This is a genomic window from Flavobacterium polysaccharolyticum (assembly GCF_038739875.1).
Classification (GTDB): domain Bacteria; phylum Bacteroidota; class Bacteroidia; order Flavobacteriales; family Flavobacteriaceae; genus Flavobacterium; species Flavobacterium polysaccharolyticum.
Genome location: NZ_JBCGDP010000004.1, coordinates 173237 through 195687 on the forward strand (window position 1 = coordinate 173237; position 22451 = coordinate 195687).

Here is a 22451-nt window from a genome sequence, read left to right on the forward strand (position 1 = left end):
TTTAAATGAAATACCATGAAGAAAATAATTCTATTTCTTTTAATCTCTAGTATCGCATTGGCACAAAATGCCAATAGAAAATTCGAGAGTTACAAGAAAAACAATCAAATACTAGAGATCACAACTTCGGATGGAGTCTATTTTATTCAGCCTTATTCGGATAAAATTATAGCAACCTCTTTTGTGCCCAACGGAGAAAAACAAAATCCTGTTTCTCACGCAGTAGTAGTAAAGCCCGAAAAAGGGATTGGAAAAATCAACGAAACAACTACCGAATTACAATTGGCAACAAAAGGAATTAAAGTCATTATTCAAAAATCTCCTTTCAAAATAAGTTATTGGTTCAACAACAAAGAACTGATTTCGGAAAAAACAGGCTATTTCAAAAAAGAAAACAATGAAATTCTAGATTTCAACTTAGACGCTACCGAGGTTTTATATGGAGGAGGCGCAAGAGTTTTAGGAATGAACCGTCGTGGCAATCGCCTTCAGTTGTACAACAGAGCGCATTATGGTTATGAAACACGTTCTGAATTGATGAATTTCACTATGCCTTTGGTCCTTTCATCCAAAATATATGCGGTTCATTTTGACAATGCACCAATCGGCTATTTGGATTTGGACAGCCAAAAAAACAACACTCTAGCTTACGAAACCATTTCTGGAAGAAAGACCTATCAAGTAATTGCAGGGGACAATTGGATAGATTTGATTGACAACTACACCAACTTGACAGGAAAACAACCATTACCTGCTCGTTGGACTTTGGGTAATTTTTCTAGCCGTTTTGGTTACCATACCGAAGACGAAGTCAATAAAACCATCGACAAATACATCAAAGACGAAATTCCAGTAGATGCCATTATTTTGGATTTATATTGGTTTGGAAAAACCGTGCAAGGAACGATGGGAAATTTAGATTGGGACAAAGACAATTTTCCTAATCCCACTAAAATGATGGACGATTTAAATAAAAAAGGAGTTAAAACAGTAGTAATAACCGAACCATTTATTTTAACGACTTCGTCAAAATGGAAAGAAGCCACAGACAAAAAAGTCTTAGCCGTTGACAAAGAAGGAAAACCATTTACGTATGATTTTTATTTTGGCAACACTGGAATAGTCGATATTTTTAAACCTGAAGGAAAACAATGGTTTTGGAATATTTACAAAACGTTGATCAATCAAGGAGTTGGTGGTTTGTGGGGCGATTTGGGCGAACCCGAAGTTTTCCCATCTGCCGCAATTACAAGCGGCGGTTCGGCAGATGAAGTACATAATATTTACGGACACAATTGGGCCCAACTCATTGCAGAAGGGTATCAAAAAGAATTCACTAACACTAGACCTTTTATCTTAATGCGTGCTGGATATTCAGGCTCACAACGTTTTGGTATGATCCCTTGGTCTGGAGATGTAAGCCGTTCTTGGGGAGGATTAAAACCTCAAACCGAAATTTCTTTACAAATGGGAATGCAAGGAATGGGCTATATGCATTCGGATTTAGGCGGTTTTGCAGGAGATTATTTTGACAATGAATTGTATACTAGATGGCTACAATACGGTGTTTTCCAACCTATTTTCAGACCTCACGCGCAAGAAGATGTGGCTTCTGAACCTGTTTTTAAAGATATTGTAACCAAAGCCAATGCTAAAAAACAAGTGGAATTGAGATACCAATTGCTGCCTTACAATTACACTTTGGCTTTCGAGAATAACCAAAAAGGAACACCATTGATGCGTCCTTTATTCTTTGAAGAACCCGATAATCAACAATTACAAACTACAGCTAACACGTATTTATGGGGGAATGATTTCTTAGTGCAACCCATAACTGATTCTGGAAAAACATCGGCTACGGTGTACTTTCCAAAAAACAACAATTGGTTCGATTTTTACAACGACAGCAAATACATTGGCGGTTCCTTTGCCGAAGTAGCTACTGCCACAGATCATATTCTAGTTTTTGTTCGCGGAGGCGCTTTTATTCCAAGAATAAAAACCATTCAAAATACCACAAAATATAGTTTGGACACTTTTGACTTGCATTATTTTATGGATGAGAAAACACCAAACAGCGAAGGCAAGCTCTACAACGACGACGGATTAACGGCGAATGCTTTTGAAAAAGGGAATTATGAAATACTCAATTTCAAAGCCAACTCTAAAGACAAAGTGACTACCATTACCGTAGCAACACAAGTTGGAAAAACCTATAGTTCAAAAGACAAAAAAGCGAATCTGGTGTTGCACAACGCTACTACTACCACTCAAATAAAAGTAAACGGAGTCGTAACACCATTTACAAAAGAATCGAACACCATCACTGTTTCGATTCCTGTAACCAAAGACAAATCAACCATCATTCAAATTCAATAAATAATGAAAAAACAAGCTTTAGCCATAACACTCGCCCTATCCTCATTATTCTGCGGATATACTAATGCTCAAAAAAAGGGTTCTTCAAAAAAAGAAACTACTCCCTTTGTTTGGGAAGGTGCCAATTTGTATTTCCTACTAACCGACCGTTTTAATGACGATAACAATAAGAAAGAAATTTATTTTGACCGAACCAAAACTACGGGAAAACTACGCGGATTTGAGGGAGGAAATATTAAAGGAATCACCAAAAAAATAGAAGAAGGCTACTTTACTAAACTAGGAATTAATGCCATTTGGTTGACACCAATTGTAGAACAAATTCACGATGGTGTAGACGAAGGAACGGGTTTAAGCTATGGTTTCCACGGGTATTGGGCCAAAGATTGGACGGCTTTAGATCCTAATTTTGGAACCAAAAAAGACTTAGCAGATTTAGTTAAAAAAGCGCACGCCAAAGGAATCCGAATTGTATTAGACGGCGTAATTAACCACACCGGACCTGTAACAGCAAATGATCCCGTATGGCCAAGCGAGTGGGTTAGAACTTCTCCTCAATGCGATTACAAAACTTTCGAAGGAACTACCGCTTGTACGCTAGTAGCCAATCTTCCAGACGTAAAAACCGAAAGCGAAAAAGAAGTAGCCCTTCCTACTTTCTTAATTCAAAAATGGAAAAAAGAAGGCCGTTACGAAAAAGAAATGGCTTCATTAGATGCTTTTTTCAAAAGAACCGGCTATCCAAGAGCGCCAAAATACTACATCATCAAATGGTTGACAGATTATATCGTTGAATTTGGAATTGATGGCTACCGTGCCGATACCGTAAAACATACAGACGAAAAAGTATGGGCAGCCTTCCAAAAAGAATGCAATTATGCTTTTGAGGTTTGGAAGAAAAACAACCCGTCAAAAGTATTAGACAACAACTCTTTTTACACCATTGCCGAGGTATATAACTACGGTATTAGTGGTGGACAAGATTTTGATTTTGGAGACAAAAAAATCAATTACTTCCAAAATGGCTTCAACAATATGATCAATTTTGAGTTCAAATGGGATGCTCAAAAAGACTATGAATTCATTTTTTCTAAATACTCTTCCAAGCTGAACAACGAGTTGCAAGGGTATAGCGTGCTGAATTATTTATCCTCTCACGACGATGGTGGTCCATTCGATGCCAAAAGAGAAAAAACCATCGAAAGCGGGACAAAACTATTGCTTTCTCCCGGAATTTCTCAAGTGTATTATGGTGATGAATCTGGGCGTTCCTTGGTAATCGAAGGTACACAAGGCGATGCCACTTTACGCTCGTTTATGAATTGGAAAGCCATCAAAACCAATCCCGAAACCCAAAAAACATTGGCGCATTGGCAAAAACTAGGACAGTTCAGAAAAAACCATCCTGCAATCGGAGCTGGAGTTCACAAACAAATCTCGGCTACTCCTTATACCTTTAGCCGTTATTTTTCAAATGGAAACTTCACCGACCAAGTGGTCATTGCTTTAGATGTGAATCTTGGAACCAAAGAAATACCCGTAGGCACAATTTTCGCAGAGGGAACCCTTCTTCGCGATGCTTATTCTAATCAAGAAGCAAAAGTGACCAATGGAAAAGTAACGATCAATTCTACTTTTACTTTTGTGCTTTTAGAGGCCAAAAAATAGAAATTTCATAAAAGTTTAAACACCGCAAATTCGCAAATTCATTTCCCAAGTAGGGAGTATAATTTGCGAATTTGTGGTGTTTTTTTTTACCAAGAAGAAACAAGAAGCAATGCTTTTGTACTTTGCGTTCCTTGCGTAAATCTTTGCGAACCTTGCGGTTAATTTTACAAAAAACATAAAACAATGATAACCTCGTATTTAATCAAGAAGTAATTGCTTTTTCCTATTTTAGACCAAAAGAAAAAAATGAAACTTCAACCGTATCTTTGGCTTATTTTTATTGGATTAACCAGTTGTACTACTATGCACAAACCACTCAACATAGGCCATAGAGGCGCTATGGGACACGAAACCCAAAACACCATTCCCGCGATTAAAAAAGCATTAGCGATGGGCGTCGACCGCATCGAAATTGATGTATTTGTCATCAAAACAGGAGAAGTTATGGTCTTTCACGATGATATTTTGGATAGCCTCACCAATGCAAAAGGTCCGATAGAAAACTACACCTTCGAAGCCTTGCAAAAAGTAATCGTAAAAGGCGGACATCACATTCCAACGCTAGAAGAAATCATCACCACCATCGACCGAAAAGTCCCTTTGAATATCGAATTAAAAGGCAAAAATACCGCCGAAGCTACACATAAAATTGTTTCTGCTTTTGGCAAAAAAGGTTGGAATAAAACCGATTTCATCATCTCCAGTTTCCTTTGGAACGAATTAGAAACCTATCGAAAACTCGATTCCAAAATAGCCATTGACGTCTTAACAGAAGAAAATCCGCTAGACGCACTCCCAATGGCACGGCAATTAAAGGCACAATCCATCAATCCGTGGTTCAAAACCCTCACACCCGAAAATGTAAAACGCATTCACCAAGAAGGATTTAAAATCAATACGTACACCGTCAACGAACCTGAAGACATTAAAAAAGTAATCGCATTGGGTGTCGATGGAATTTTTTGTAATTTTCCCGAAAGATTACGATGATGTACAACTGTTTAATTGTGGGAGGTGGCGCTGCAGGTTTTTTTACTGCCATCAACATTGTAGAAAGAAATCCAAAAGCCAAAGTAGCCATTTTAGAACGTGGCGCCGAAGTGCTAGGCAAAGTACGCATTTCAGGTGGCGGTCGTTGCAATGTGACCCACGCTTGTTTTGAACCTAACGAACTCGTAAAATTTTATCCAAGAGGCGAAAAAGAATTGCGAGGTCCTTTCCATCAATTTTGCTCTGGGGACACTATCGAGTGGTTTGAACGCCACGGTGTAGCCCTCAAAATTGAAGACGACGGCCGAATGTTTCCCGTTTCGAACTCTTCTCAAACCATCATTGATTGTTTTCTAAAAGCCACCCAACAGTTGGGCATCAAAGTCCTCACAGGTCAGAGTGTGCAATCTATTTTCAAAAAAGATAACTACTGGAAAATTGACACCCAAAATCAAAATTATCAAGCCGAAAATTTGATTTTAGCTACGGGAAGTAACCCGAAAATTTGGGAGATGCTACAGGAATTTGGCCACGCCATCATTCCACCCGTGCCCTCTTTATTCACTTTTAACACCAAAGACCCCCGAATCAAAGAATTGCCAGGTGTTTCAGCAAAAGTAACCGTAAGAGTGAAGGACACCAAACTCGAAGCTACTGGACCACTTTTAATTACCCATTGGGGAATGAGTGGCCCCGCTATTTTGAAACTATCCGCTTGGGGTGCGCGCATTTTGCACGACAAAAACTATCAATTTACGCTTTTGGTGAATTGGCTCAATACTATCGATACCGAAGAAGCCATCGCGCAATTGAAAACTCTAAAACAAGAACAAGCTAAAAAAACAGTCGCCAAAAAATCACCGTTTGAACTCACCAACCGCTTATGGGAAAGTTTGGTGCTTGCCGCTGGTATCAGCAATGAAACCAAATGGGCCGATTTGTCCAAAACCCAGTTGCAACACTTGGCACAACAGCTCACTAATAGTGTTTTCCCCATCAATGGTAAAAGTACTTTCAAAGAAGAATTCGTTACTGCTGGTGGTATTGATTTAAAGGAAATCAACTTTAAAACTATGGAAAGTAAAATTCACCCCAACCTTTATTTTGCAGGCGAAATTGTCAATATCGACGCCATCACAGGCGGATTCAATTTCCAAAATGCTTGGACGAGTGGGTTTATTGTGGCGAATGCGGTGGGTTAAATTTAAAAAAACTATTTGTTCAACCACCAAATACTTATATTTAATACCGTAGCAAAACTTACCCAAGCAAAATAAGGCAACAATAAATAGCCTGCAATTTTATTGATTTTAGCAAACTGAAGATAGGTTTCATAAATCATCAACCACAATAAGACAATCTCGATTCCCGCTAAAAAAGGATTATGCAAACCAAAAAACAAATACGACCACAAGGCATTCAACGCTAATTGTATCGCGAAAAGCGTCAAAGCCTTTTTGATAATCGGTCGATTCCATTCGATTTTATCCCAAACCAAACCCGCGGCAACACCCATCATCACATACAACAAACTCCAAACAGGCGCAAAAACCCAATTCGGTGGATTAAAAGAAGGTTTTACAAGCGTAGGATACCAATCCAATATAGCCTGACGTGTAACCATTCCAGAAAAATAGCCTATTGCAAGACAAGTAACAACTACGGTAAGGATTCGAGTAATTTTATTCATTTGAAGACTATAAAGAAATTTCTCCAAATGTATAAATTGTAAAATAAATAGCAGACTATTACTTAAGAAAAAACCCTTAGCGAGTTCCCATTTAATGTGGTATTGTACACTGTCAAGTTTCTGGTAGCTGGACCCGATGTCACTACGCCTGTACTACTAAATTCAGATCCATGAGTAGGACAAACAAATTTATTACCACTAGCGCTATAATTTACATTGGTAGCTGCATGGGTACATGAAGCTGAAACCGCAAGAAAATCACCAGTCAAAGTACGAGCAATTACAATTTCTTTGGTAACCATAAATCCACCATTAGTCGCTAATGAGCCAGTACTCACATCGACCAAAAAATCAACTCCTGTTGGTGGAGGATTACCCCCAATCGAATTATCACTGGAACAACTTGTAGCTATACCTGTTATACAAACTGGAACTAATACAGCTGCAGCACCAAAACCTACACGAGCAAAAAATTCTTTTCTAGTCATACTTCCTGTTTTTAAATTTAAAACTAAATGAATGCAAAAAACCAAAAGAGATAAACAGCAATAAATCAACAGCCTAAATTACAAATAAATAGTATCGAATTAAAATTGATTATTTACAAAATAAAAATAGCAAGAAGAAAGTTATAAAAAATAATTTTAAAGTACTATAAATCAAAAAAAGTATCTTTGCTCAAATTTATTTTTCATGACTACAACCAACGCTTTTATTCCAACATCGGCCTATACACACAACATAGAAAAAGGCATTTTTCAATGGAGTGCACCAAGTAATATTGCTTTAGTCAAATACTGGGGAAAAAGAGACGATTTGGGACATCAAATACCAGCCAATCCTTCTATCAGTTTTACACTAAATAACTGTAAAACCATTACTAGTGTAGCTTTTGAAAAGAAAGACCTTTCGACTTCTATCAACGAAACCAATCCAATCGATTACTCTTTTGACTTGCTTTTTGAAGGTCAGCCCAAAGAGGAATTTAAGCCAAAGATTCAGAAATTTTTAGAGCGAATTGCTCCATTTATGCCCTTTTTAAAAGACTATCATTTTACAATCAATACACAAAATACCTTTCCGCACAGTTCTGGAATTGCTTCTTCGGCTTCGGGGATGGCGGCTTTGGCTATGAATTTTATGAGTATTGAAAAAGCATTAAACCCTGAAATGACCGAAGATTATTTTTATCAAAAAGCTTCTTTTCTGGCACGTTTAGGTTCAGGAAGTGCTTGCAGAAGCGTGAAAGGAAATTTGGTAGTTTGGGGAAACCAAGCCAATATTGAAGGAAGTTCGAACCTTTTTGGTGTACCTTTTTCAGGAAAAGTACATTCGGTTTTTGAAAACTACCAAGACACTATTTTGTTAGTTGACAAAGGCGAAAAACAAGTATCGAGTACAGTGGGTCATGATTTAATGCACAATCATCCTTTCGCTGCACGTCGTTTTGAACAAGCACATGAGAATATTGACCAATTAATTCCAATTTTCGAGAATGGTGATTTGGAGGCTTTCATCAAAATTGTAGAAAGCGAGGCGTTGACCTTGCACGCGATGATGATGACTTCGATGCCGTATTTCATTCTAATGAAACCTAACACGCTACAGATTATCAACGCCATTTGGAAATTCAGAGCGGCCACCAAAATACCTGTCTGCTTTACCTTAGATGCAGGGGCAAATGTACACGTTTTGTACCCTGAAAACGTAAAAGAATCTGTTTTACAATTTATTCAAAGTGAATTAGTTGGCTATTGTCAAAATGGTCAGTACCTTTGTGACCAAATTGGGTTTGGTGCTGCAACATTGTAAACTGTTTTTTGCTATCTTTGACACCTATCTCTAATGAAACGGTTATGGATATTGAATTAGAAAAACTGGAATTAATAAAATTATTGGAAGCAACGCAAGATGTAACTATTGTTGCCGCCATTAAAAAGATTTTCAATGCTTCGAAAAAAGATTTTTGGGAAGAACTGACACAAGAGCAACAGTTTGAAATCAATGAGTCATTGAAAGAATATGAAAATGGAGAATTCGTTTCGTTTGATGAATTTATCAAACCTTATTTGAAGTAATGAAAAGAACGGTTGTAATCACTCCAAAGGCTCAATTGGAGATGATAACTATTTTTGATTATTTACAATCAAGATGGAATGAAAACACGAAAATAAAATTTGCAAATAAAATAAATGATACCTTACAACTACTAGTTGAGAATCCAGAATTATTTCCTATTTCGCGTCTTAATAAAAAAATCCGAAAAGGAGTAATTACCAAACAAACTAGTCTTTTTTATCATTTTAACCAAAAGCATATCGTTGTCGTGGCTGTGTTTGACACTAGACAAGACCCAACAAAAATTAAGAAAATAAAATAATAGCACTATACGTATGAAAGGACCTTTATTTTACTCCAAAATATTACTTTTCGGAGAGTACGGAATCATTCAAGATTCCAAAGGATTATCGATTCCTTATAACTTTTACAATGGTGCCCTTAAAAAAGAGGACAATCCTTCGCAAGAGGCGATAGCGTCCAATGGTCACTTGAAACGATTTGTAAGCTATTTAGAGTCCTTACAAACAGAGCAACCTGATTTGGTACAATTTGACATTGCTACTTTACAAAAAGACGTGAACGAGGGAATGTTTTTTGATTCTAGCATTCCACAAGGCTATGGTGTGGGAAGTAGTGGAGCTTTGGTAGCTGCTATTTATGACAAATACGCACAACATAAAATCACTGTTTTAGAAAACTTAACGCGTGAGAAATTATTAGCTTTAAAAACTATTTTCTCTCAAATGGAAAGCTTTTTTCACGGAAAAAGTTCTGGTTTAGACCCGTTGAATAGCTACTTAAGCATTCCGATTTTAATCAATTCTAAAGATAATATTGAAGCCACAGGTATTCCAACTCAAAGTTTTGACGGTAAAGGCGCTGTGTTTTTACTAGATTCTGGGATTGTAGGAGAAACAGCTCCTATGGTAAATATCTTTATGGAAAACCTAAAAGACCAAGGGTTCAGAACTATGCTAAAAACACAGTTTGTAAAATACACAGATGCTTGTGTAGAAAATTTCTTAGGTGGCGACATCAAATCCTTGTTTACCAACACTAAAAAATTATCTAAAGTAGTGTTGAGTCATTTTAAACCAATGATTCCAGAAGAATTTCATGGTATTTGGCAAAAAGGAATTGAGACGAATGACTATTACTTAAAACTTTGCGGTTCTGGAGGCGGCGGTTACATTCTTGGTTTTACTCAAGACTTGGAACGTGCCAAAGCATCTTTAAAAGACTACAAACTTGAAGTAGTGTACCAATTCTAAAAAAACTTTCAGAAGCCATTCATGATGCAACGAGAGCAAAAGCTATTGTTATCAAAAATCGTTAGTTTGTTCTCTGTTATTCGAGGGTACAACATTCCAATCATAATTATTGCGCAATATTTGTCAGCTATTTTTATTATGGCGCCAGAGCAACGTGCACTCAGTATTTTATTGGATTTTAATATCTTTATTTTAGTATTTGCTTCAGCAATTGCCATAGCCTCAGGATACATCATCAATAACTTTTATGACAGTCAAAAGGACTTAATCAACCGACCTAACAAATCGATGTTGGATCGTTTGGTGAGTCAGAAAACGAAACTTCAAGTGTATTTTGCCTTGAATTTCATCGTAGCATTAATGGCACTATTCATTTCTTGGCGCGCCTTTTTATTCTTTTCACTTTACATTTTTTTGATTTGGTTTTATTCACATAAGCTGAAGAAAATTGTCTTTGCCGGAAATTTATCAGCGGCCTTGCTGGCGGTTTGGCCGTTTTTCGCCATTCTTTTGTATTATTATCAACCCACTTCGATTGAAGACTTGGAAAGTCACAAAGATCATTTTGCAGTAATCTTCGCCCACGCTTCCTTTTTATTTTTATTGATTTTGATTCGGGAACTGATAAAAGATTTAGAAAATTTGAAAGGCGATTTGGCTAATAATTATCACACTATTCCTGTTTTTTATGGAGAAAATTGGTCCAAAAAAATCAGTACGGGATTAACGCTATTGACGTTGGTTCCTGTATATATTTTGATAGAGCTGTATGATGTGGGGTATATGGATATTTACTTTTATAGCTGTTTAATTGTACTGTTATTTTTTCTGCTTTTATTGTGGCAATCAAACAACAAACCGCACTACATTAGATTGCACAACATCTTGAAATTTTTGATTGTAGCGGGAGTTTTTTGTATTGTTTTGATTAACCCAAGTGTACTTTGGCACGGCAAAAATTGGTTATTGAAGCAGTAACTTCTTTGATCCAAAACCTTATTTATTGCAGGATTCCCTAGCCCTGATGGGAACGGCATCCTTTACTGCCGGGGTTCGGCAGTAAAGATATAGTGGACAGCAGGAAACAGCTCCTAAAACAAATCTCCTTACTAAAAAATCCTACTTAACTACTATAAATTAGTTAGTTATCGTTTTCTAATTATCGAAAATCGTTTCACAAGGATATAAATAGTATCTTTGCACCAAATTAGAGATTATTATGAATAATAAGGAAGGCAACAACAAACGAGGCGGAGCAAGGCCAGCAGGTTCAAGACCCAATTCGAATAAGCCAAAACCTGCGATGCAAAAAAGGGCACAAGGGCCTAAAAAAGCAAAACCTACTGCTAAAATTGAAGAAGCAGACAAAGTGGTTAAAAAACCCAATCAAGTAGCTAAAAGACTTAAAGAAAAAGACGAAATTCGTTTGAATAAATACATCTCTAACTCAGGCGTTTGTTCGAGACGTGATGCGGATATTTACATTCAATCTGGTAATGTAAAGGTAAATGGTGTTCCCGTAACCGAAATGGGATACCTAGTAAAACCAACAGATGTAGTGAACTTTGACGGAAAAGTTTTAACGCCAGAGAAGAAAGTGTACATCTTATTGAACAAACCTAAAAACTTTACCACTGCACTTGATGAAGGTCAAGAATACCGTAATGTTTTGGAATTGGTAAAAGGTTCTACTACAGCCAAAATTGCACCGATTGGCAGAATGGACAAAAATACTACAGGCTTGTTATTATTTACCAATGACACCGATATGATTCGAAAATTCACTTTACCGAATCAGAAATCCTCCAAAATATACCAAGTTTCCTTAGATAAAAACTTGAAATTTGAAGATTTAGAAAAAATCAACAAAGGTTTGGTTATTGATGGACACCGTGTTTTTGTAGAAGATGTTAGCTACATAGAAAACGAGGCAAAAAGCGAAGTGGGTTTAAAACTACGTTCTGCCAATGTAAAAGTAGTACGTTCTATTTTTGAACAATTCAGTTATGATGTGTTACGCATCGATCGTGTTTCGTTTGCTGGTTTGACCAAGAAAAATTTGCCAAGAGGGAATTGGCGATTACTAACGGATCAAGAAATCATCAATTTGAAAAACGTTTAACAAAAATAAATACTAAACAATCCCATTACAATCCAATTGCAATGGGATTTTTTAATTCAAAACTTATGAGTCCAGAAAAATTAAACTCTATTGCTTTCAAATGGTTTGACTGTTTTAATAATAAAGAGTTAGAAAAATTGTTGTCGCTTTATGATGACGAAGCCATACACTTTAGTCCAAAACTCAAAGTACGTCAACCTGAAACCCAAGGTCTAATATCCGGAAAACATGCCTTAAGAGCATGGTGGCAGGAGGCTTTTGAAAGACTTCCGAGTTTGCACTACAAAGTAACCTCGCTTACTGCTAATGGCGATCGAGTATTTATGGAATACATTCGAATGGTCGACAATGAAGACAATATGCTTGTAGCCGAAGTTTTAGAAGTTAAAAACGAAAAAATTATAGCTTCGAGAGTCTATCACGGATAAAATTAACAAAAAAATAAAGTAGCTTTACTGTTGTTTTAAACTAATCAAAATGAGAAAAAACCTATTCCTATTAACTTTTGCGCTATCTATACTTTTTATTAGCTGCAAAAAAGAAGCGAATGCTACTGATTTTACTGCACTAACCAAGAGTTACTTTGATGACAAAAATGTTTTAAATCCACTTGGCGCCACACAAAATGGTCAAAACGAATACAATGACCAATTGCAATTTGAAATGACCGATTCGTTCCGAAAAAAACAAGAAGCTTTTTATGAAAAATACGAAAAAGCGTTGAACGAAATAGATACCACCTCACTCTCAGAGGAAGAGCTTAACAGTTTTGAGATTATAAAATGGGAAATTGCTATGGGCAAAGAGATGTTAGAATACCCAACTAATTTAATACCTATCAGCCAGTTTGAAGGCACGCATTTAACAATCGGACAAATGGCTGGTGGTACTGGAGCTCAACCTTTTAAAACCGAAAAAGACTATAACAACTTCTTAAAAAGAATGGAATTATATAGTCAATGGATTGATTCAGCAATGGTCTACATGAAAAAAGGCATCAAAGAAGGAGTAGTGTTACCCAAAGCTTTAACACAGAAAATGATTCCTCAATTTGAACAAATGCCTACCGCGAAAGTTGAGGATAATTTATTTTATTCAGCGGTAAAACTAATACCATCTACCTTCTCTGCTAGTACAAAACAAGATATTGCCAACAAATACAATTCGGTAATTACCACAAAACTGATTCCACAGTATCAAAAAATGACTGCTTTTTTAAAAACTAAATACCTACCCGCTTCAAGGACTACGAGTGGAATAGGCAGTCTGCGATTTGGTAAGCAATTATACGCAAGCTATGCCAAACAGTGGACTACAACTACCACCACTCCAGAAGCCATTCACGAATTGGGTATGAAAGAAGTAGCGCGAATTCGAGGAGAAATGGAGAAAGTAAAAGCACAAGTGGGATTCAAAGGAAGCTTATTAGCCTTTTTTGATGAAGTGAGAAACAAAAAAGAATTGATGCCTTTTAATCAACCTGAAGAAGTAATTGCTAATTTCAATCGCATTCATAAAATTATTGAACCAAAAGTCAATCAGTTATTTTCACTACAACCCAAAACTAAATTTGAAGTAAGAAGAACCGAAGCCTTTCGAGAAAAAACTGCTAGTGCCGAATATAATCAAGGCACAGCAGATGGTAGCCGTCCGGGAATTTTTTACGTCCCAATTCCAGATGTTAAAAACTACAATGTGTATGGTGATGAAGATTTGTTTTTACATGAAGCCATCCCAGGGCATCATTTTCAAGTATCGTTACAACAAGAAAATTCTAATTTACCTGATTTCAGAAAATACAATTGGTTTGGCGCGTATGGAGAAGGCTGGGCATTATATACAGAAAGTTTAGGCAAAGAATTGGGATTATATAAAGACCCATATCAATATTTTGGGATGTTAGGCAACGAAATGCATCGCGCCATCCGTTTGGTGGTCGATACAGGACTTCACAGCAAAGGCTGGACCAGAGAGCAAGCCATCAAATATTCACTAGAAAACGAAGCCGAGAACGAAGCTAGCATAATTGCAGAAATAGAACGTTACATGGCTATACCAGGTCAAGCTCTTTCATATAAAATGGGACAGCTCAAAATAAAAGAGCTTCGAGAAAGTGCAAAAACCAAAATGAGAAATGAATTTGATATTAAAAAATATCATGAAAAAGTATTAGAATCGGGTTGCTTGCCCTTAGCCTTACTAGAAACAAAAATTAATAATTGGATTGAAAAAAAATAATTTTTTACATATAAAAAAAGGGATATTGAAGTAATCAATATCCCTTTAATGGCTACTATAATTAACTATAAATTAGAAATCTATATAAAAAAACACTACTTTCTTAAACGAAAAAATGAGAAACCAAAAAGGGTGGATTCTTTTTCAAAAGAGGAATTTGGAGTATACTCTTCATTTGGCAAACCAAGAATAAGCTTAACACCTCTTGGCAGAAACCTATATAAATTTTCGGTTTGAGACTCTAAAAGCGGAAGTAAATTTTTCGGTGGATCTTTCTTTAAATTATTTATAACTAAAATAGATGCCAAATTCAAAATAGCTCGAGCTGTTTCACTCTTTACACAAATTTCATTAGAAATCATCTCTGAAATTCTTTCTTTTTTGGATGGAAAAAGTTTTTCTAAATACACTAGTCCAGAGGAAAACAAATTTTCTTTTGAATAACAGTCATTTAATTGATGTTCAAAAGCAGTATCTAGTTCATTCAATGAAAGTAAAAAACTATCAAAATCTTTAGTCTTCATGATTCCAACTAAAACAGTACAAATGCTAGCTTCAATGGTTTTTCTTAGCTGAGAATCTCTTTCATCCAAGTAAATCGACAATTTCAAAAACAAATCGTTTGAGATTAAATTTTTAAAATGATTTACCAGATTCGTCATGGAAACGTCAGTTAAAAGCAGGGCTAGTTATGTAAATTTGTTTTAAATAATCGACAAAGTGTGATATTTTATCGTTGAAGTGCTAAATGTACTGTTTTTTTATTTGAACAAAAAATAAATTGAATCATAATAAACAAAAATAGATGGTTTATTAATCAAAATATATGTAATATTGAATTATAGTTTGTACAATATTAACAAAAAACAAAATCGACATCCATGAAACCAAATGCACTAATTTGTTTATTTATTATTATTAGCAACTTTTCTTTCGCTCAAACTTTAGGTGGTACCGATCAAAACATTGCACCAATCTACTATAATTTAAGCGTAATACAAGCCAATAAAGATTATAGAGCGACTTTCTTTAAAGATATAGAAGGTACTCCTTACATCTACAAAGAATTCGTTCCTTCTGAAATAGAGGGAGTAAAATCAAAAATGAATTTACGATACAATGCTTTTGACGATGTAATCGAAGTAGAAAAAAATCCTAATGAAATATACACTGTATCAAAAGATCCTGCTTATGGTGTTATATACATGAATTATGATCGTAAAAAACTTAGATTAATTACCATAGTAGATAAAAAAAGTGAGGAGGCTTTGGCTTATGCTTTTGAGTTAATAAACAACAACAAGTTGGCTTTGTTACGACGTGATAAAATCGATTTTAAAGAAGGTAAAGTAGCAAAAACCTCTTTTGAATTGAACAGCAAACCACAATTTACCTCAATTAAAAGCACTTATCTATTGGAGCAAAAAGACAAAAAAATTATTGAATTTCCTTCGTCAAAATCAAAATTACTTGCTTTATACCCTTCACATACCAATGAAATCAAATCCTATTTAAAAGACAATAAAATTGATTTATCTGATGAAAGTGACATGATAAAAACCACTCATTTTTTGAGCACACTTTAAAACATAAAAAAAGCTTCTCAAATGAGAAGCTTTTTTGTGCGGATAATAGGACTCGAACCTACACGCCTTGCGGCACCAGATCCTAAGTCTGGCACGTCTACCAATTTCGCCATATCCGCGATTACATAACTAAACTTTTATTTTAAAGAGGCGTTCGGTGAACTACTGTTTGTGGGTGCAAATATAAGCATAAGTTCCAATTTTCAAAGTAAATTTTGTAAAAAATTAATAATCTATTTTTTGTACTTTTGAATTGATAAAATTAATCATCCAAATGGAAAACAGAACAAGTTACGTTCAAGAAAATAAAGAACGCTTTATCAATGAGTTAGTCGAATTATTAAGAATTCCATCAGTTAGTGCTGATACCGCTTTTTCTCAAGATGTACTAGACACAGCAGAAGCAGTAAAAATTAGTTTAGAAAAAGCAGGCTGTGATTTCGTTGAAATTTGCGAAACAGCAGGTTATCCTATTGTTTATGGTGAAAAGATCATTGACACTAATTTACCAACGGTTTTAGTTTACGGACACTACGATGTACAACCCGCAGATCCTATTGAATTGTGGACATCTCCTCCTTTCGAACCCGTAATTAAACCCACTACTATTCACCCAGAAGGGGCTATTTTTGCTCGTGGCTCTTGCGATGACAAAGGCCAAATGTATATGCACGTGAAAGCTTTTGAATACATGGTTCAAAGCAATACATTACCTTGTAATGTCAAATTTATGATAGAAGGTGAAGAAGAAGTAGGTAGCGTCAACTTGAAAACGTTTGTAGAAAACAATACCGAGAAATTAAAAAATGATGTGATTTTAATTTCAGATACGGGAATGATTTCTAATCAGCAACCATCCATCACTACAGGATTACGCGGATTGAGTTATGTAGAAGTCGAAGTGACTGGTCCAAACCGTGATTTACATTCTGGTTTATACGGTGGAGCTGTAGCCAACCCAATCAACATCTTATCCAAAATGATTGCTTCGCTTCACGACGAAAACAATCATATCACCATTCCAGGTTTCTATGATAATGTAGAAGAATTATCTCTGGAAGAAAGAGCCGAAATGGGCAAAGCACCTTTTAGCTTAGAAAACTACAAAAAAGCACTTGACATTAACGATGTATATGGCGAAACAGGCTACACAACAAATGAGCGTAATTCAATCCGTCCCACTCTAGATGTAAATGGAATCTGGGGAGGTTATACAGGAGAAGGCGCCAAAACGGTCATTGCTAGCAAAGCTTATGCGAAAATCTCGATGCGTTTAGTACCTAATCAAGATTGGGAAGTGATTACCGATTTGTTCACGAAACACTTTATAAGTATTGCTCCAGCTGGAGTTAGCGTAGTGGTTAAACCTCATCACGGTGGTCAAGGTTATGTGACTCCTATCGACAGCATTGGATATCAAGCCGCTAATAAAGCCTACACCGAAACCTTTGGTGTACCAGCCATTCCTGTTCGTTCTGGAGGTAGTATTCCAATTGTAGCCTTGTTTGAGAAAGAATTGAAAAGCAAAACTATCCTGATGGGATTTGGTTTAGACTCCGATGCGATTCATTCACCAAACGAACATTTCGGAATTTTCAATTACCTTAAAGGAATCGAAACCATTCCACTTTTCTATAAATATTTTGTAGAGTTAAGCAAATAAACACTCTTTTTACATAAACATCCGCTCGTTCTCCAGAATGAGCGGATGTTTTTTTTTGGGCGTAACCCGCAGAAAAAGCGGGTCGGGTCATCCGCTATATCTTTTTGGCCCTCGCCGAAAAAGCGAGTCCCAAAAAGGATGCCGCTCCTACCCCTTACGCAAAACCGTTTATAAACCACTCATTTAAAAAAAGTTAATCATTTTGTTGCACATATTATTTTTTATTCTACATTTGTAGAGCAATGTATTATTCTGTAGAGCAATGACAAAACCAATCTTACTATTTGTACTGTTTCTTTTATGTAGTTGCCAAGTACAACACATCAATCAAAAGAAAGACAAGAAAATGCACGGCAAATGGATCGAAGAGTATACTTTGGACACTATTCGATACAAATCCATTGGAAGATATAAAGAAGGAGAGCCAGTCAAAAAATGGAAATATTATGCCAATGGCAAAATCATCAAAAAAGAAACCTATAAGAAAGAGTATTGCAAAGTCCTCCATTACCATCCGAATGGAGCGCTTCAAGCCAAAGGAATTACAAAATTGATTGAAAAAGACAAAGACATTCATTGGTTTTACTCCGGCCAATGGGAGTATTTCGACACCAAGAAAAATTTAATCATGACCCGCTTGTATGACCATGGAGAACTTATCTCAGAAAAAGAAATAAAAAACACAAAACAATAAACTATGCAACAACTCACCAACGCCGAAGAACAAGTGATGCAGCATTTGTGGCAACTCGAAAAAGCCTTTATGAAAGACCTACTTGAAGCCTACCCAGAACCAAAACCTGCTACAACAACGATTGCTACCTTATTAAAAAGAATGATTGACAAGCAGTTTGTAGCTTACAGAGAATATGGCAACTCTAGAGAGTATTACCCATTGATTGACAAAAACGATTATTTCTCTAAACACGTCAATGGCCTAATTAGTAATTTCTTCAATAATTCAGCTTCTCAATTTGCTTCGTTTTTTACCAAAGAAACGAACCTAACCGCCAGAGAACTTGAGGAATTAAAAAAAATCATCGATAACGAAATCCAAAAAAAGAAATCATGATACAGTACTTGCTAACTTCAACTATCGCTGCGACTATCCTATTGGTAGTATATCAGCTTTTTCTAGAAAAAGAAAAGATGCACCACTTCAATCGGTTTTACCTATTAACTAGTTTACTTTTTTCACTTCTAATTCCTTTTATTTCGATTGAAATTATTGAAGAAATCACTACTCCTGTTGCTGCTCCAATTCCAATGAGCTTTTCAGGTGGAACTATGATACTTGCTGAAGAAACAAGCTATCTAGAACAAACACTATGGGGTATTTATGTCTTAGTAACTGCGATTCTGATATTTAGATTTACTCGAAATATTATCACTTTTTATCAATTAAAAAAGAATAACGCAACACTATCGTTTCAAAACGCAACTTTAGTATTGCTTCAAGAACCCGTATTACCACATACTTTTATGAATTCCATTTTCATCAATGAAGCGGAATACCAAGAACGTAAAATTGAAAAAGAATTGTTTGCACACGAAATGACCCATGTCAATCAAAAGCACACCTTAGACGTTCTATTTATAGAATTGATAAAAACTATCTTTTGGTTCAATCCCTTGTTTATTTTATACAAAAAAGCCATACAACTCAATCATGAATTCCTAGCTGATGAAAAAGTGGTGCAATCGTACAAAAACATTCCATTTTATCAATCGCTATTGTTATCCAAAGCGAGTTGCAACCCTCCTTTGTATCTAGCCAGTAATTTAAATTTTCAAGTCACCAAAAAACGCTTTCTAATGATGAGTCGAAATTCTTCGAAACGAATAATACTAGGCAAACAGCTGGCGCTATTACCAATTTTTACGGCACTTTTCTGCTATTTCTGCATTGATAGTGTAGCACAAGTACAAACGAAAAAACAAAACCAAAAAGAGAAAACAATCAAAGGAAATGAAAAGACAAAAGAACCGAAAAACAATTTGATTCAAAAAAGTAGTAACAAATCAAATAAAGCTACCATAAAAAAAGTAATTCCTAAAGCACCAATAACAAGAATTCTAAACACCACACAGGTAACTGAAAAACCCAATTTCCCGGGAGGCATGGAGAAGTTTTACCAATTTGTTGGACAAAATTACAACCTACCAGATGGTTTCAAAGGCAGTGGAAAAATATACACAACATTTATAGTCGAAAAAGATGGAACTATCACTAATGTAAATATCGTGAGAGATATGGGATTTGGCACTGGAGAAGAAGCTGCTCGTGTAATCAAACTTTCTCCAAAATGGATTCCTGCTAAAAAAGCTGGTGTTCCTGTTCGTGTTGAATACAGTTTACCAATAGCAATACAAGAATAATTTAAGATACCTATATACTTGAATGTACCAACACAGCACATCCTTAAAACATAGGTTTTGTTTTTAGTATATATTCATTCTCAAAAATACTCAAAATAGCGTTTACCTCGCGTTTATAACAAAAAATCCAGCTCACTTCGAGCTGGATTTTTTGTTTTACATCATTTTAAAATCAAATAAAAACACATTAAACGCTACAAAACCAGCTCATTACGAACTGGTTTTCAAACTTTTCAAAACTGAATTAAAATTTTTGACAATGTAGTTCAATTGGTTGAATTATTAAATCAATTAAACTATGCGCAATTACATTTCCGCTGTGAGACAGCAAATCGAAAATCAATTGAAAACCTTATTCAATCTGATTAAGTCAAATTGGAAAACCATTCTTTTTAAACACATGCCTCAAGCTTTACTTTCAATAATCTTGGAGTATTTACTAAGTCTAATTTTCTAATTGTTTTTGAAAACCAACTTACCTGGCAGTAAGTTGGTTTTTCAATTATAAGAAATTAAACAACATCATTGAGTTAAGCCTCAGATTTACAGTACTTTGATTTCGAAATCTGTTAACAAGTTGTAGTGCGATTTGTACACGCTTAATCAATATTTATTAATTTTAATAAAACATAAATGACCCATATAATTGATAATGAATTAGATAATGCAAAGGTTTTTAAATCTATGATGCATATGATTGACGAACTGAATACTGAAACTGCATGTCGAGAATTTTTAGAAAAACTAAGATGGCAATACGAACCAGTTTGCCCTCATTGCGGAAGCAAAAACGAATATCACTACAAATTAAAAACAAGAGGAGTATTCAAAGGACTTTACAAATGTAAAGATTGTAGATCAAGATTTACTGTAAGAGTTGGAACAATGTTTGAAAGTTCACATATATCATTGCGTAAATGGTTTATGGCTATTTACATATTCACTTCACATAAGAAAGGAATTAGCAGTTTACAGTTACATCGTGATTTAGACGTTACACAAAAGACAGCTTGGTATATGTTAAGTAGAATACGTAATTCTTTCATAGACACTATTGTAGTTCCTTTTGATGGGCTTACACAAATTGATGAAACTTATGTTGGAGGTAAAAATAAAAGCAAAAAGAAAAGAGTAAAAAACACACAAGGTAGAAGTCTTAAAACAAAAGTTCCTGTATTTGGTATGATTTGTAATGGTCTTGTATATACGAAGGTTGTACCAAATACTAAAGGCAAGACATTAAAACCAATAATTAGAGCAATGGTTACAGAAGGCTCAATTGTTGTAACTGATGGATGGTTAGCTTACAATGGTCTTTCAAAAGATTACAAACACAAAGTTATTAAACATAACAAAGGTGTATATAAAATGGGACCATACCATACTAATACTATAGAAGGATTCTGGAGTCATTTAAAAAGAGGTATTATTGGAGTTTATCATGTAACAAGCCCGAAACACCTACATAGATATTGTGATGAATTTGCATATCGATATAATACACGTAAGATCACAGATGGTGAAAGATTTAATTTATCCTTATTAAATGCAAATGAACGTTTAATGTATAAGCAGTTAATTGCTTAGTAAATGATGAAGATTTATATAAAAATATATAGTAATAACTCGCATGATTGTTAACAATTATGTTGATAACAATTCTAAAACATTAGAAAGCAAAAAAGTGCACGAAAACGAATGAAAACGAATACTATATTGCATTAGGGGGTGCAATTAAAGTGCATTTTTTCGTAATTATTACATCGTTTTTAGCATTATGCATGCATTAGATTTTTCTCTAATAATAGGGTATATTTGTAATGCAGACGAGTAAGTCATCTGAAGCCATAAAAAAACCAAAAGCTTGCGACTTTTGGTTTTAAAGTTGGAATTATAAATCCCTTTTATTTTCGGTCTTATGAAAATACTATATGCAATGTGTGGGTCTTTGATATTATCTCAGGTCACCCACCTTGTCAAGGAAATTAGAAAATTAGTCCTTGCATTTAAAAAGTAATTAACTTTTAAACCACTAGACCTGTTTGCAGGCTCTGGTGGTTTCTTTACAAAAGTAATTAAAAGTAGCAAAATATGCTACATAGTAATACAATATATTACTATGTAGCATATTTTATTACATCAATGTAACAATTACCACCTCGAATTCCTTCAGGTCATAACAGTGATATTTGTTTAATTATATATAAACTATAATTTTAAACAAATATACCATGAAAAATCTTTCAGATCATATCCAAGAAAGCTTTGCTACTAAAGAAGAGGAACAAACAGTTATAGAGAATCTAATTGACAACAATGAAGAAGTTGTTAATGAGAATGAAACTGTAGAAAAAGAAAAACCGTCTGAGTAAAGGCGGTTTTTTTTATAATTGAAAATTTTTCT

The 22451-nt window shown here is 35.2% G+C and carries 22 protein-coding genes and 1 tRNA gene; 19 read left to right on the top strand and 4 right to left on the bottom strand.

The window, feature by feature from the left end; translation table 11 throughout:
- Positions 1 to 15: 15 nt before the first annotated feature.
- From WFZ86_RS05780 to WFZ86_RS05795, 4 genes are all read left to right on the top strand, one after another.
- Positions 16 to 2379: a glycoside hydrolase family 31 protein gene (locus WFZ86_RS05780; protein ID WP_342691058.1), complete on the top strand. Its 2364-nt coding sequence runs from the start codon at positions 16 to 18 to the stop codon at positions 2377 to 2379.
- Between the two features lie 3 nt (positions 2380 to 2382).
- Entirely contained in the window at positions 2383 to 4047 is a 1665-nt protein-coding gene (locus tag WFZ86_RS05785) for an alpha-amylase family glycosyl hydrolase (RefSeq protein WP_342691059.1), read from the top strand.
- Between the two features lie 246 nt (positions 4048 to 4293).
- Entirely contained in the window at positions 4294 to 5037 is a 744-nt protein-coding gene (locus tag WFZ86_RS05790; RefSeq protein WP_342691060.1) for a glycerophosphodiester phosphodiesterase, read from the top strand.
- A complete protein-coding gene (locus WFZ86_RS05795) occupies positions 5034 to 6239 on the top strand; it encodes a BaiN/RdsA family NAD(P)/FAD-dependent oxidoreductase (protein ID WP_425402859.1) in 1206 nt (401 codons plus the stop codon). Before WFZ86_RS05790 ends, WFZ86_RS05795 begins: the two co-directional genes overlap by 4 nt.
- Before the next feature lie 11 nt (positions 6240 to 6250).
- On the opposite strand, the gene WFZ86_RS05800 is transcribed toward WFZ86_RS05795, so the two are convergent.
- Entirely contained in the window at positions 6251 to 6727 is a 477-nt protein-coding gene (locus tag WFZ86_RS05800) for a TspO/MBR family protein (RefSeq protein ID WP_342691061.1), read from the bottom strand.
- Positions 6728 to 6789: 62 nt separating this feature from the next.
- Positions 6790 to 7215 (bottom strand): QcrA and Rieske domain-containing protein, encoded by a 426-nt coding sequence (locus WFZ86_RS05805; protein WP_342691062.1) that lies wholly within the window; start codon positions 7213 to 7215, stop codon positions 6790 to 6792.
- A 205-nt stretch (positions 7216 to 7420) separates the two neighbouring features.
- Between WFZ86_RS05805 and WFZ86_RS05810 the strand changes: the two genes are divergently transcribed.
- The 8 genes from WFZ86_RS05810 to WFZ86_RS05845 all read left to right on the top strand — a co-directional run bounded on the left by WFZ86_RS05810 (position 7421) and on the right by WFZ86_RS05845 (position 14419).
- Positions 7421 to 8539 (top strand): diphosphomevalonate decarboxylase, encoded by a 1119-nt coding sequence (locus tag WFZ86_RS05810; RefSeq protein ID WP_342691063.1) that lies wholly within the window; start codon positions 7421 to 7423, stop codon positions 8537 to 8539.
- A 44-nt stretch (positions 8540 to 8583) separates the two neighbouring features.
- The gene (locus tag WFZ86_RS05815) at positions 8584 to 8805 is read left to right on the top strand and encodes a hypothetical protein (RefSeq protein WP_342691064.1); all 222 of its coding nucleotides are present in this window, start codon (positions 8584 to 8586) and stop codon (positions 8803 to 8805) included.
- Positions 8805 to 9107: a type II toxin-antitoxin system RelE/ParE family toxin gene (locus tag WFZ86_RS05820; RefSeq protein WP_342691065.1), complete on the top strand. Its 303-nt coding sequence runs from the start codon at positions 8805 to 8807 to the stop codon at positions 9105 to 9107. The genes WFZ86_RS05815 and WFZ86_RS05820 overlap by 1 nt, the downstream gene beginning before the upstream one ends.
- 13 nt (positions 9108 to 9120) lie before the next feature.
- Entirely contained in the window at positions 9121 to 10059 is a 939-nt protein-coding gene (locus tag WFZ86_RS05825; RefSeq protein ID WP_342691066.1) for a mevalonate kinase family protein, read from the top strand.
- A gap of 21 nt (positions 10060 to 10080) precedes the next feature.
- Positions 10081 to 11037, top strand: coding sequence for a geranylgeranylglycerol-phosphate geranylgeranyltransferase (locus tag WFZ86_RS05830; RefSeq protein ID WP_342691067.1), 957 nt, complete (start codon positions 10081 to 10083; stop codon positions 11035 to 11037).
- A 241-nt stretch (positions 11038 to 11278) separates the two neighbouring features.
- A complete protein-coding gene (locus WFZ86_RS05835) occupies positions 11279 to 12181 on the top strand; it encodes a pseudouridine synthase (RefSeq protein WP_315155358.1) in 903 nt (300 codons plus the stop codon).
- A gap of 65 nt (positions 12182 to 12246) precedes the next feature.
- A complete protein-coding gene (locus WFZ86_RS05840; protein ID WP_024982192.1) occupies positions 12247 to 12609 on the top strand; it encodes a nuclear transport factor 2 family protein in 363 nt (120 codons plus the stop codon).
- 49 nt (positions 12610 to 12658) lie between these two features.
- The gene (locus WFZ86_RS05845) at positions 12659 to 14419 is read left to right on the top strand and encodes a DUF885 domain-containing protein (protein ID WP_342691068.1); all 1761 of its coding nucleotides are present in this window, start codon (positions 12659 to 12661) and stop codon (positions 14417 to 14419) included.
- 95 nt (positions 14420 to 14514) lie between these two features.
- Here the strand turns inward: WFZ86_RS05845 and WFZ86_RS05850 are convergent, their stop codons facing one another.
- The gene (locus WFZ86_RS05850; RefSeq protein ID WP_342691069.1) at positions 14515 to 15012 is read right to left on the bottom strand and encodes a hypothetical protein; all 498 of its coding nucleotides are present in this window, start codon (positions 15010 to 15012) and stop codon (positions 14515 to 14517) included.
- A gap of 288 nt (positions 15013 to 15300) precedes the next feature.
- On the opposite strand from WFZ86_RS05850, the gene WFZ86_RS05855 reads away from it, so the two are divergent.
- Complete coding sequence (locus WFZ86_RS05855) at positions 15301 to 16005, top strand: hypothetical protein (protein WP_342691070.1); 705 nt, start codon at positions 15301 to 15303, stop codon at positions 16003 to 16005.
- A 37-nt stretch (positions 16006 to 16042) separates the two neighbouring features.
- Here WFZ86_RS05855 and WFZ86_RS05860 read toward each other — a convergent pair.
- Positions 16043 to 16124: transfer RNA gene (locus tag WFZ86_RS05860), tRNA-Leu, on the bottom strand.
- A gap of 155 nt (positions 16125 to 16279) precedes the next feature.
- Here WFZ86_RS05860 and WFZ86_RS05865 point away from each other — a divergent pair.
- The 6 genes from WFZ86_RS05865 (at position 16280) to WFZ86_RS05890 (ending at position 22419) form a co-directional block, all read left to right on the top strand.
- On the top strand, positions 16280 to 17668 hold the full coding sequence (locus tag WFZ86_RS05865) for a dipeptidase (protein WP_342691071.1): 1389 nt from the start codon (positions 16280 to 16282) through the stop codon (positions 17666 to 17668).
- 262 nt (positions 17669 to 17930) lie between these two features.
- The gene (locus tag WFZ86_RS05870) at positions 17931 to 18362 is read left to right on the top strand and encodes a toxin-antitoxin system YwqK family antitoxin (protein WP_342691072.1); all 432 of its coding nucleotides are present in this window, start codon (positions 17931 to 17933) and stop codon (positions 18360 to 18362) included.
- Positions 18363 to 18365: 3 nt separating this feature from the next.
- A complete protein-coding gene (locus tag WFZ86_RS05875) occupies positions 18366 to 18740 on the top strand; it encodes a BlaI/MecI/CopY family transcriptional regulator (protein ID WP_342691073.1) in 375 nt (124 codons plus the stop codon).
- Complete coding sequence (locus WFZ86_RS05880) at positions 18737 to 20047, top strand: M56 family metallopeptidase (protein ID WP_342691074.1); 1311 nt, start codon at positions 18737 to 18739, stop codon at positions 20045 to 20047. Before WFZ86_RS05875 ends, WFZ86_RS05880 begins: the two co-directional genes overlap by 4 nt.
- Positions 20048 to 20680: 633 nt before the next feature.
- A complete protein-coding gene (locus WFZ86_RS05885) occupies positions 20681 to 21634 on the top strand; it encodes an IS1595 family transposase (protein WP_425402860.1) in 954 nt (317 codons plus the stop codon).
- Positions 21635 to 22278: 644 nt separating this feature from the next.
- On the top strand, positions 22279 to 22419 hold the full coding sequence (locus WFZ86_RS05890) for a hypothetical protein (protein ID WP_342691075.1): 141 nt from the start codon (positions 22279 to 22281) through the stop codon (positions 22417 to 22419).
- Positions 22420 to 22451 lie beyond the last annotated feature (32 nt).

Excerpts from the sequence above, each read along its gene's own strand:
- WFZ86_RS05780 (WP_342691058.1), top strand. The coding sequence starts at position 16 with ATGAAGAAAATAATTCTATTTCTTTTAATCTCTAGTATCGCATTGGCA.
- WFZ86_RS05785 (WP_342691059.1), top strand. The coding sequence starts at position 2,383 with ATGAAAAAACAAGCTTTAGCCATAACACTCGCCCTATCCTCATTATTC.
- WFZ86_RS05790 (WP_342691060.1), top strand. The coding sequence starts at position 4,294 with ATGAAACTTCAACCGTATCTTTGGCTTATTTTTATTGGATTAACCAGT.
- WFZ86_RS05795 (WP_425402859.1), top strand. The coding sequence starts at position 5,034 with ATGATGTACAACTGTTTAATTGTGGGAGGTGGCGCTGCAGGTTTTTTT.
- WFZ86_RS05800 (WP_342691061.1), bottom strand. The coding sequence starts at position 6,727 with ATGAATAAAATTACTCGAATCCTTACCGTAGTTGTTACTTGTCTTGCA.
- WFZ86_RS05805 (WP_342691062.1), bottom strand. The coding sequence starts at position 7,215 with ATGACTAGAAAAGAATTTTTTGCTCGTGTAGGTTTTGGTGCTGCAGCT.
- WFZ86_RS05810 (WP_342691063.1), top strand. The coding sequence starts at position 7,421 with ATGACTACAACCAACGCTTTTATTCCAACATCGGCCTATACACACAAC.
- WFZ86_RS05815 (WP_342691064.1), top strand. The coding sequence starts at position 8,584 with ATGGATATTGAATTAGAAAAACTGGAATTAATAAAATTATTGGAAGCA.
- WFZ86_RS05820 (WP_342691065.1), top strand. The coding sequence starts at position 8,805 with ATGAAAAGAACGGTTGTAATCACTCCAAAGGCTCAATTGGAGATGATA.
- WFZ86_RS05825 (WP_342691066.1), top strand. The coding sequence starts at position 9,121 with ATGAAAGGACCTTTATTTTACTCCAAAATATTACTTTTCGGAGAGTAC.
- WFZ86_RS05830 (WP_342691067.1), top strand. The coding sequence starts at position 10,081 with ATGATGCAACGAGAGCAAAAGCTATTGTTATCAAAAATCGTTAGTTTG.
- WFZ86_RS05835 (WP_315155358.1), top strand. The coding sequence starts at position 11,279 with ATGAATAATAAGGAAGGCAACAACAAACGAGGCGGAGCAAGGCCAGCA.
- WFZ86_RS05840 (WP_024982192.1), top strand. The coding sequence starts at position 12,247 with ATGAGTCCAGAAAAATTAAACTCTATTGCTTTCAAATGGTTTGACTGT.
- WFZ86_RS05845 (WP_342691068.1), top strand. The coding sequence starts at position 12,659 with ATGAGAAAAAACCTATTCCTATTAACTTTTGCGCTATCTATACTTTTT.
- WFZ86_RS05855 (WP_342691070.1), top strand. The coding sequence starts at position 15,301 with ATGAAACCAAATGCACTAATTTGTTTATTTATTATTATTAGCAACTTT.
- WFZ86_RS05865 (WP_342691071.1), top strand. The coding sequence starts at position 16,280 with ATGGAAAACAGAACAAGTTACGTTCAAGAAAATAAAGAACGCTTTATC.
- WFZ86_RS05870 (WP_342691072.1), top strand. The coding sequence starts at position 17,931 with ATGACAAAACCAATCTTACTATTTGTACTGTTTCTTTTATGTAGTTGC.
- WFZ86_RS05875 (WP_342691073.1), top strand. The coding sequence starts at position 18,366 with ATGCAACAACTCACCAACGCCGAAGAACAAGTGATGCAGCATTTGTGG.
- WFZ86_RS05880 (WP_342691074.1), top strand. The coding sequence starts at position 18,737 with ATGATACAGTACTTGCTAACTTCAACTATCGCTGCGACTATCCTATTG.
- WFZ86_RS05885 (WP_425402860.1), top strand. The coding sequence starts at position 20,681 with ATGACCCATATAATTGATAATGAATTAGATAATGCAAAGGTTTTTAAA.
- WFZ86_RS05890 (WP_342691075.1), top strand. The coding sequence starts at position 22,279 with ATGAAAAATCTTTCAGATCATATCCAAGAAAGCTTTGCTACTAAAGAA.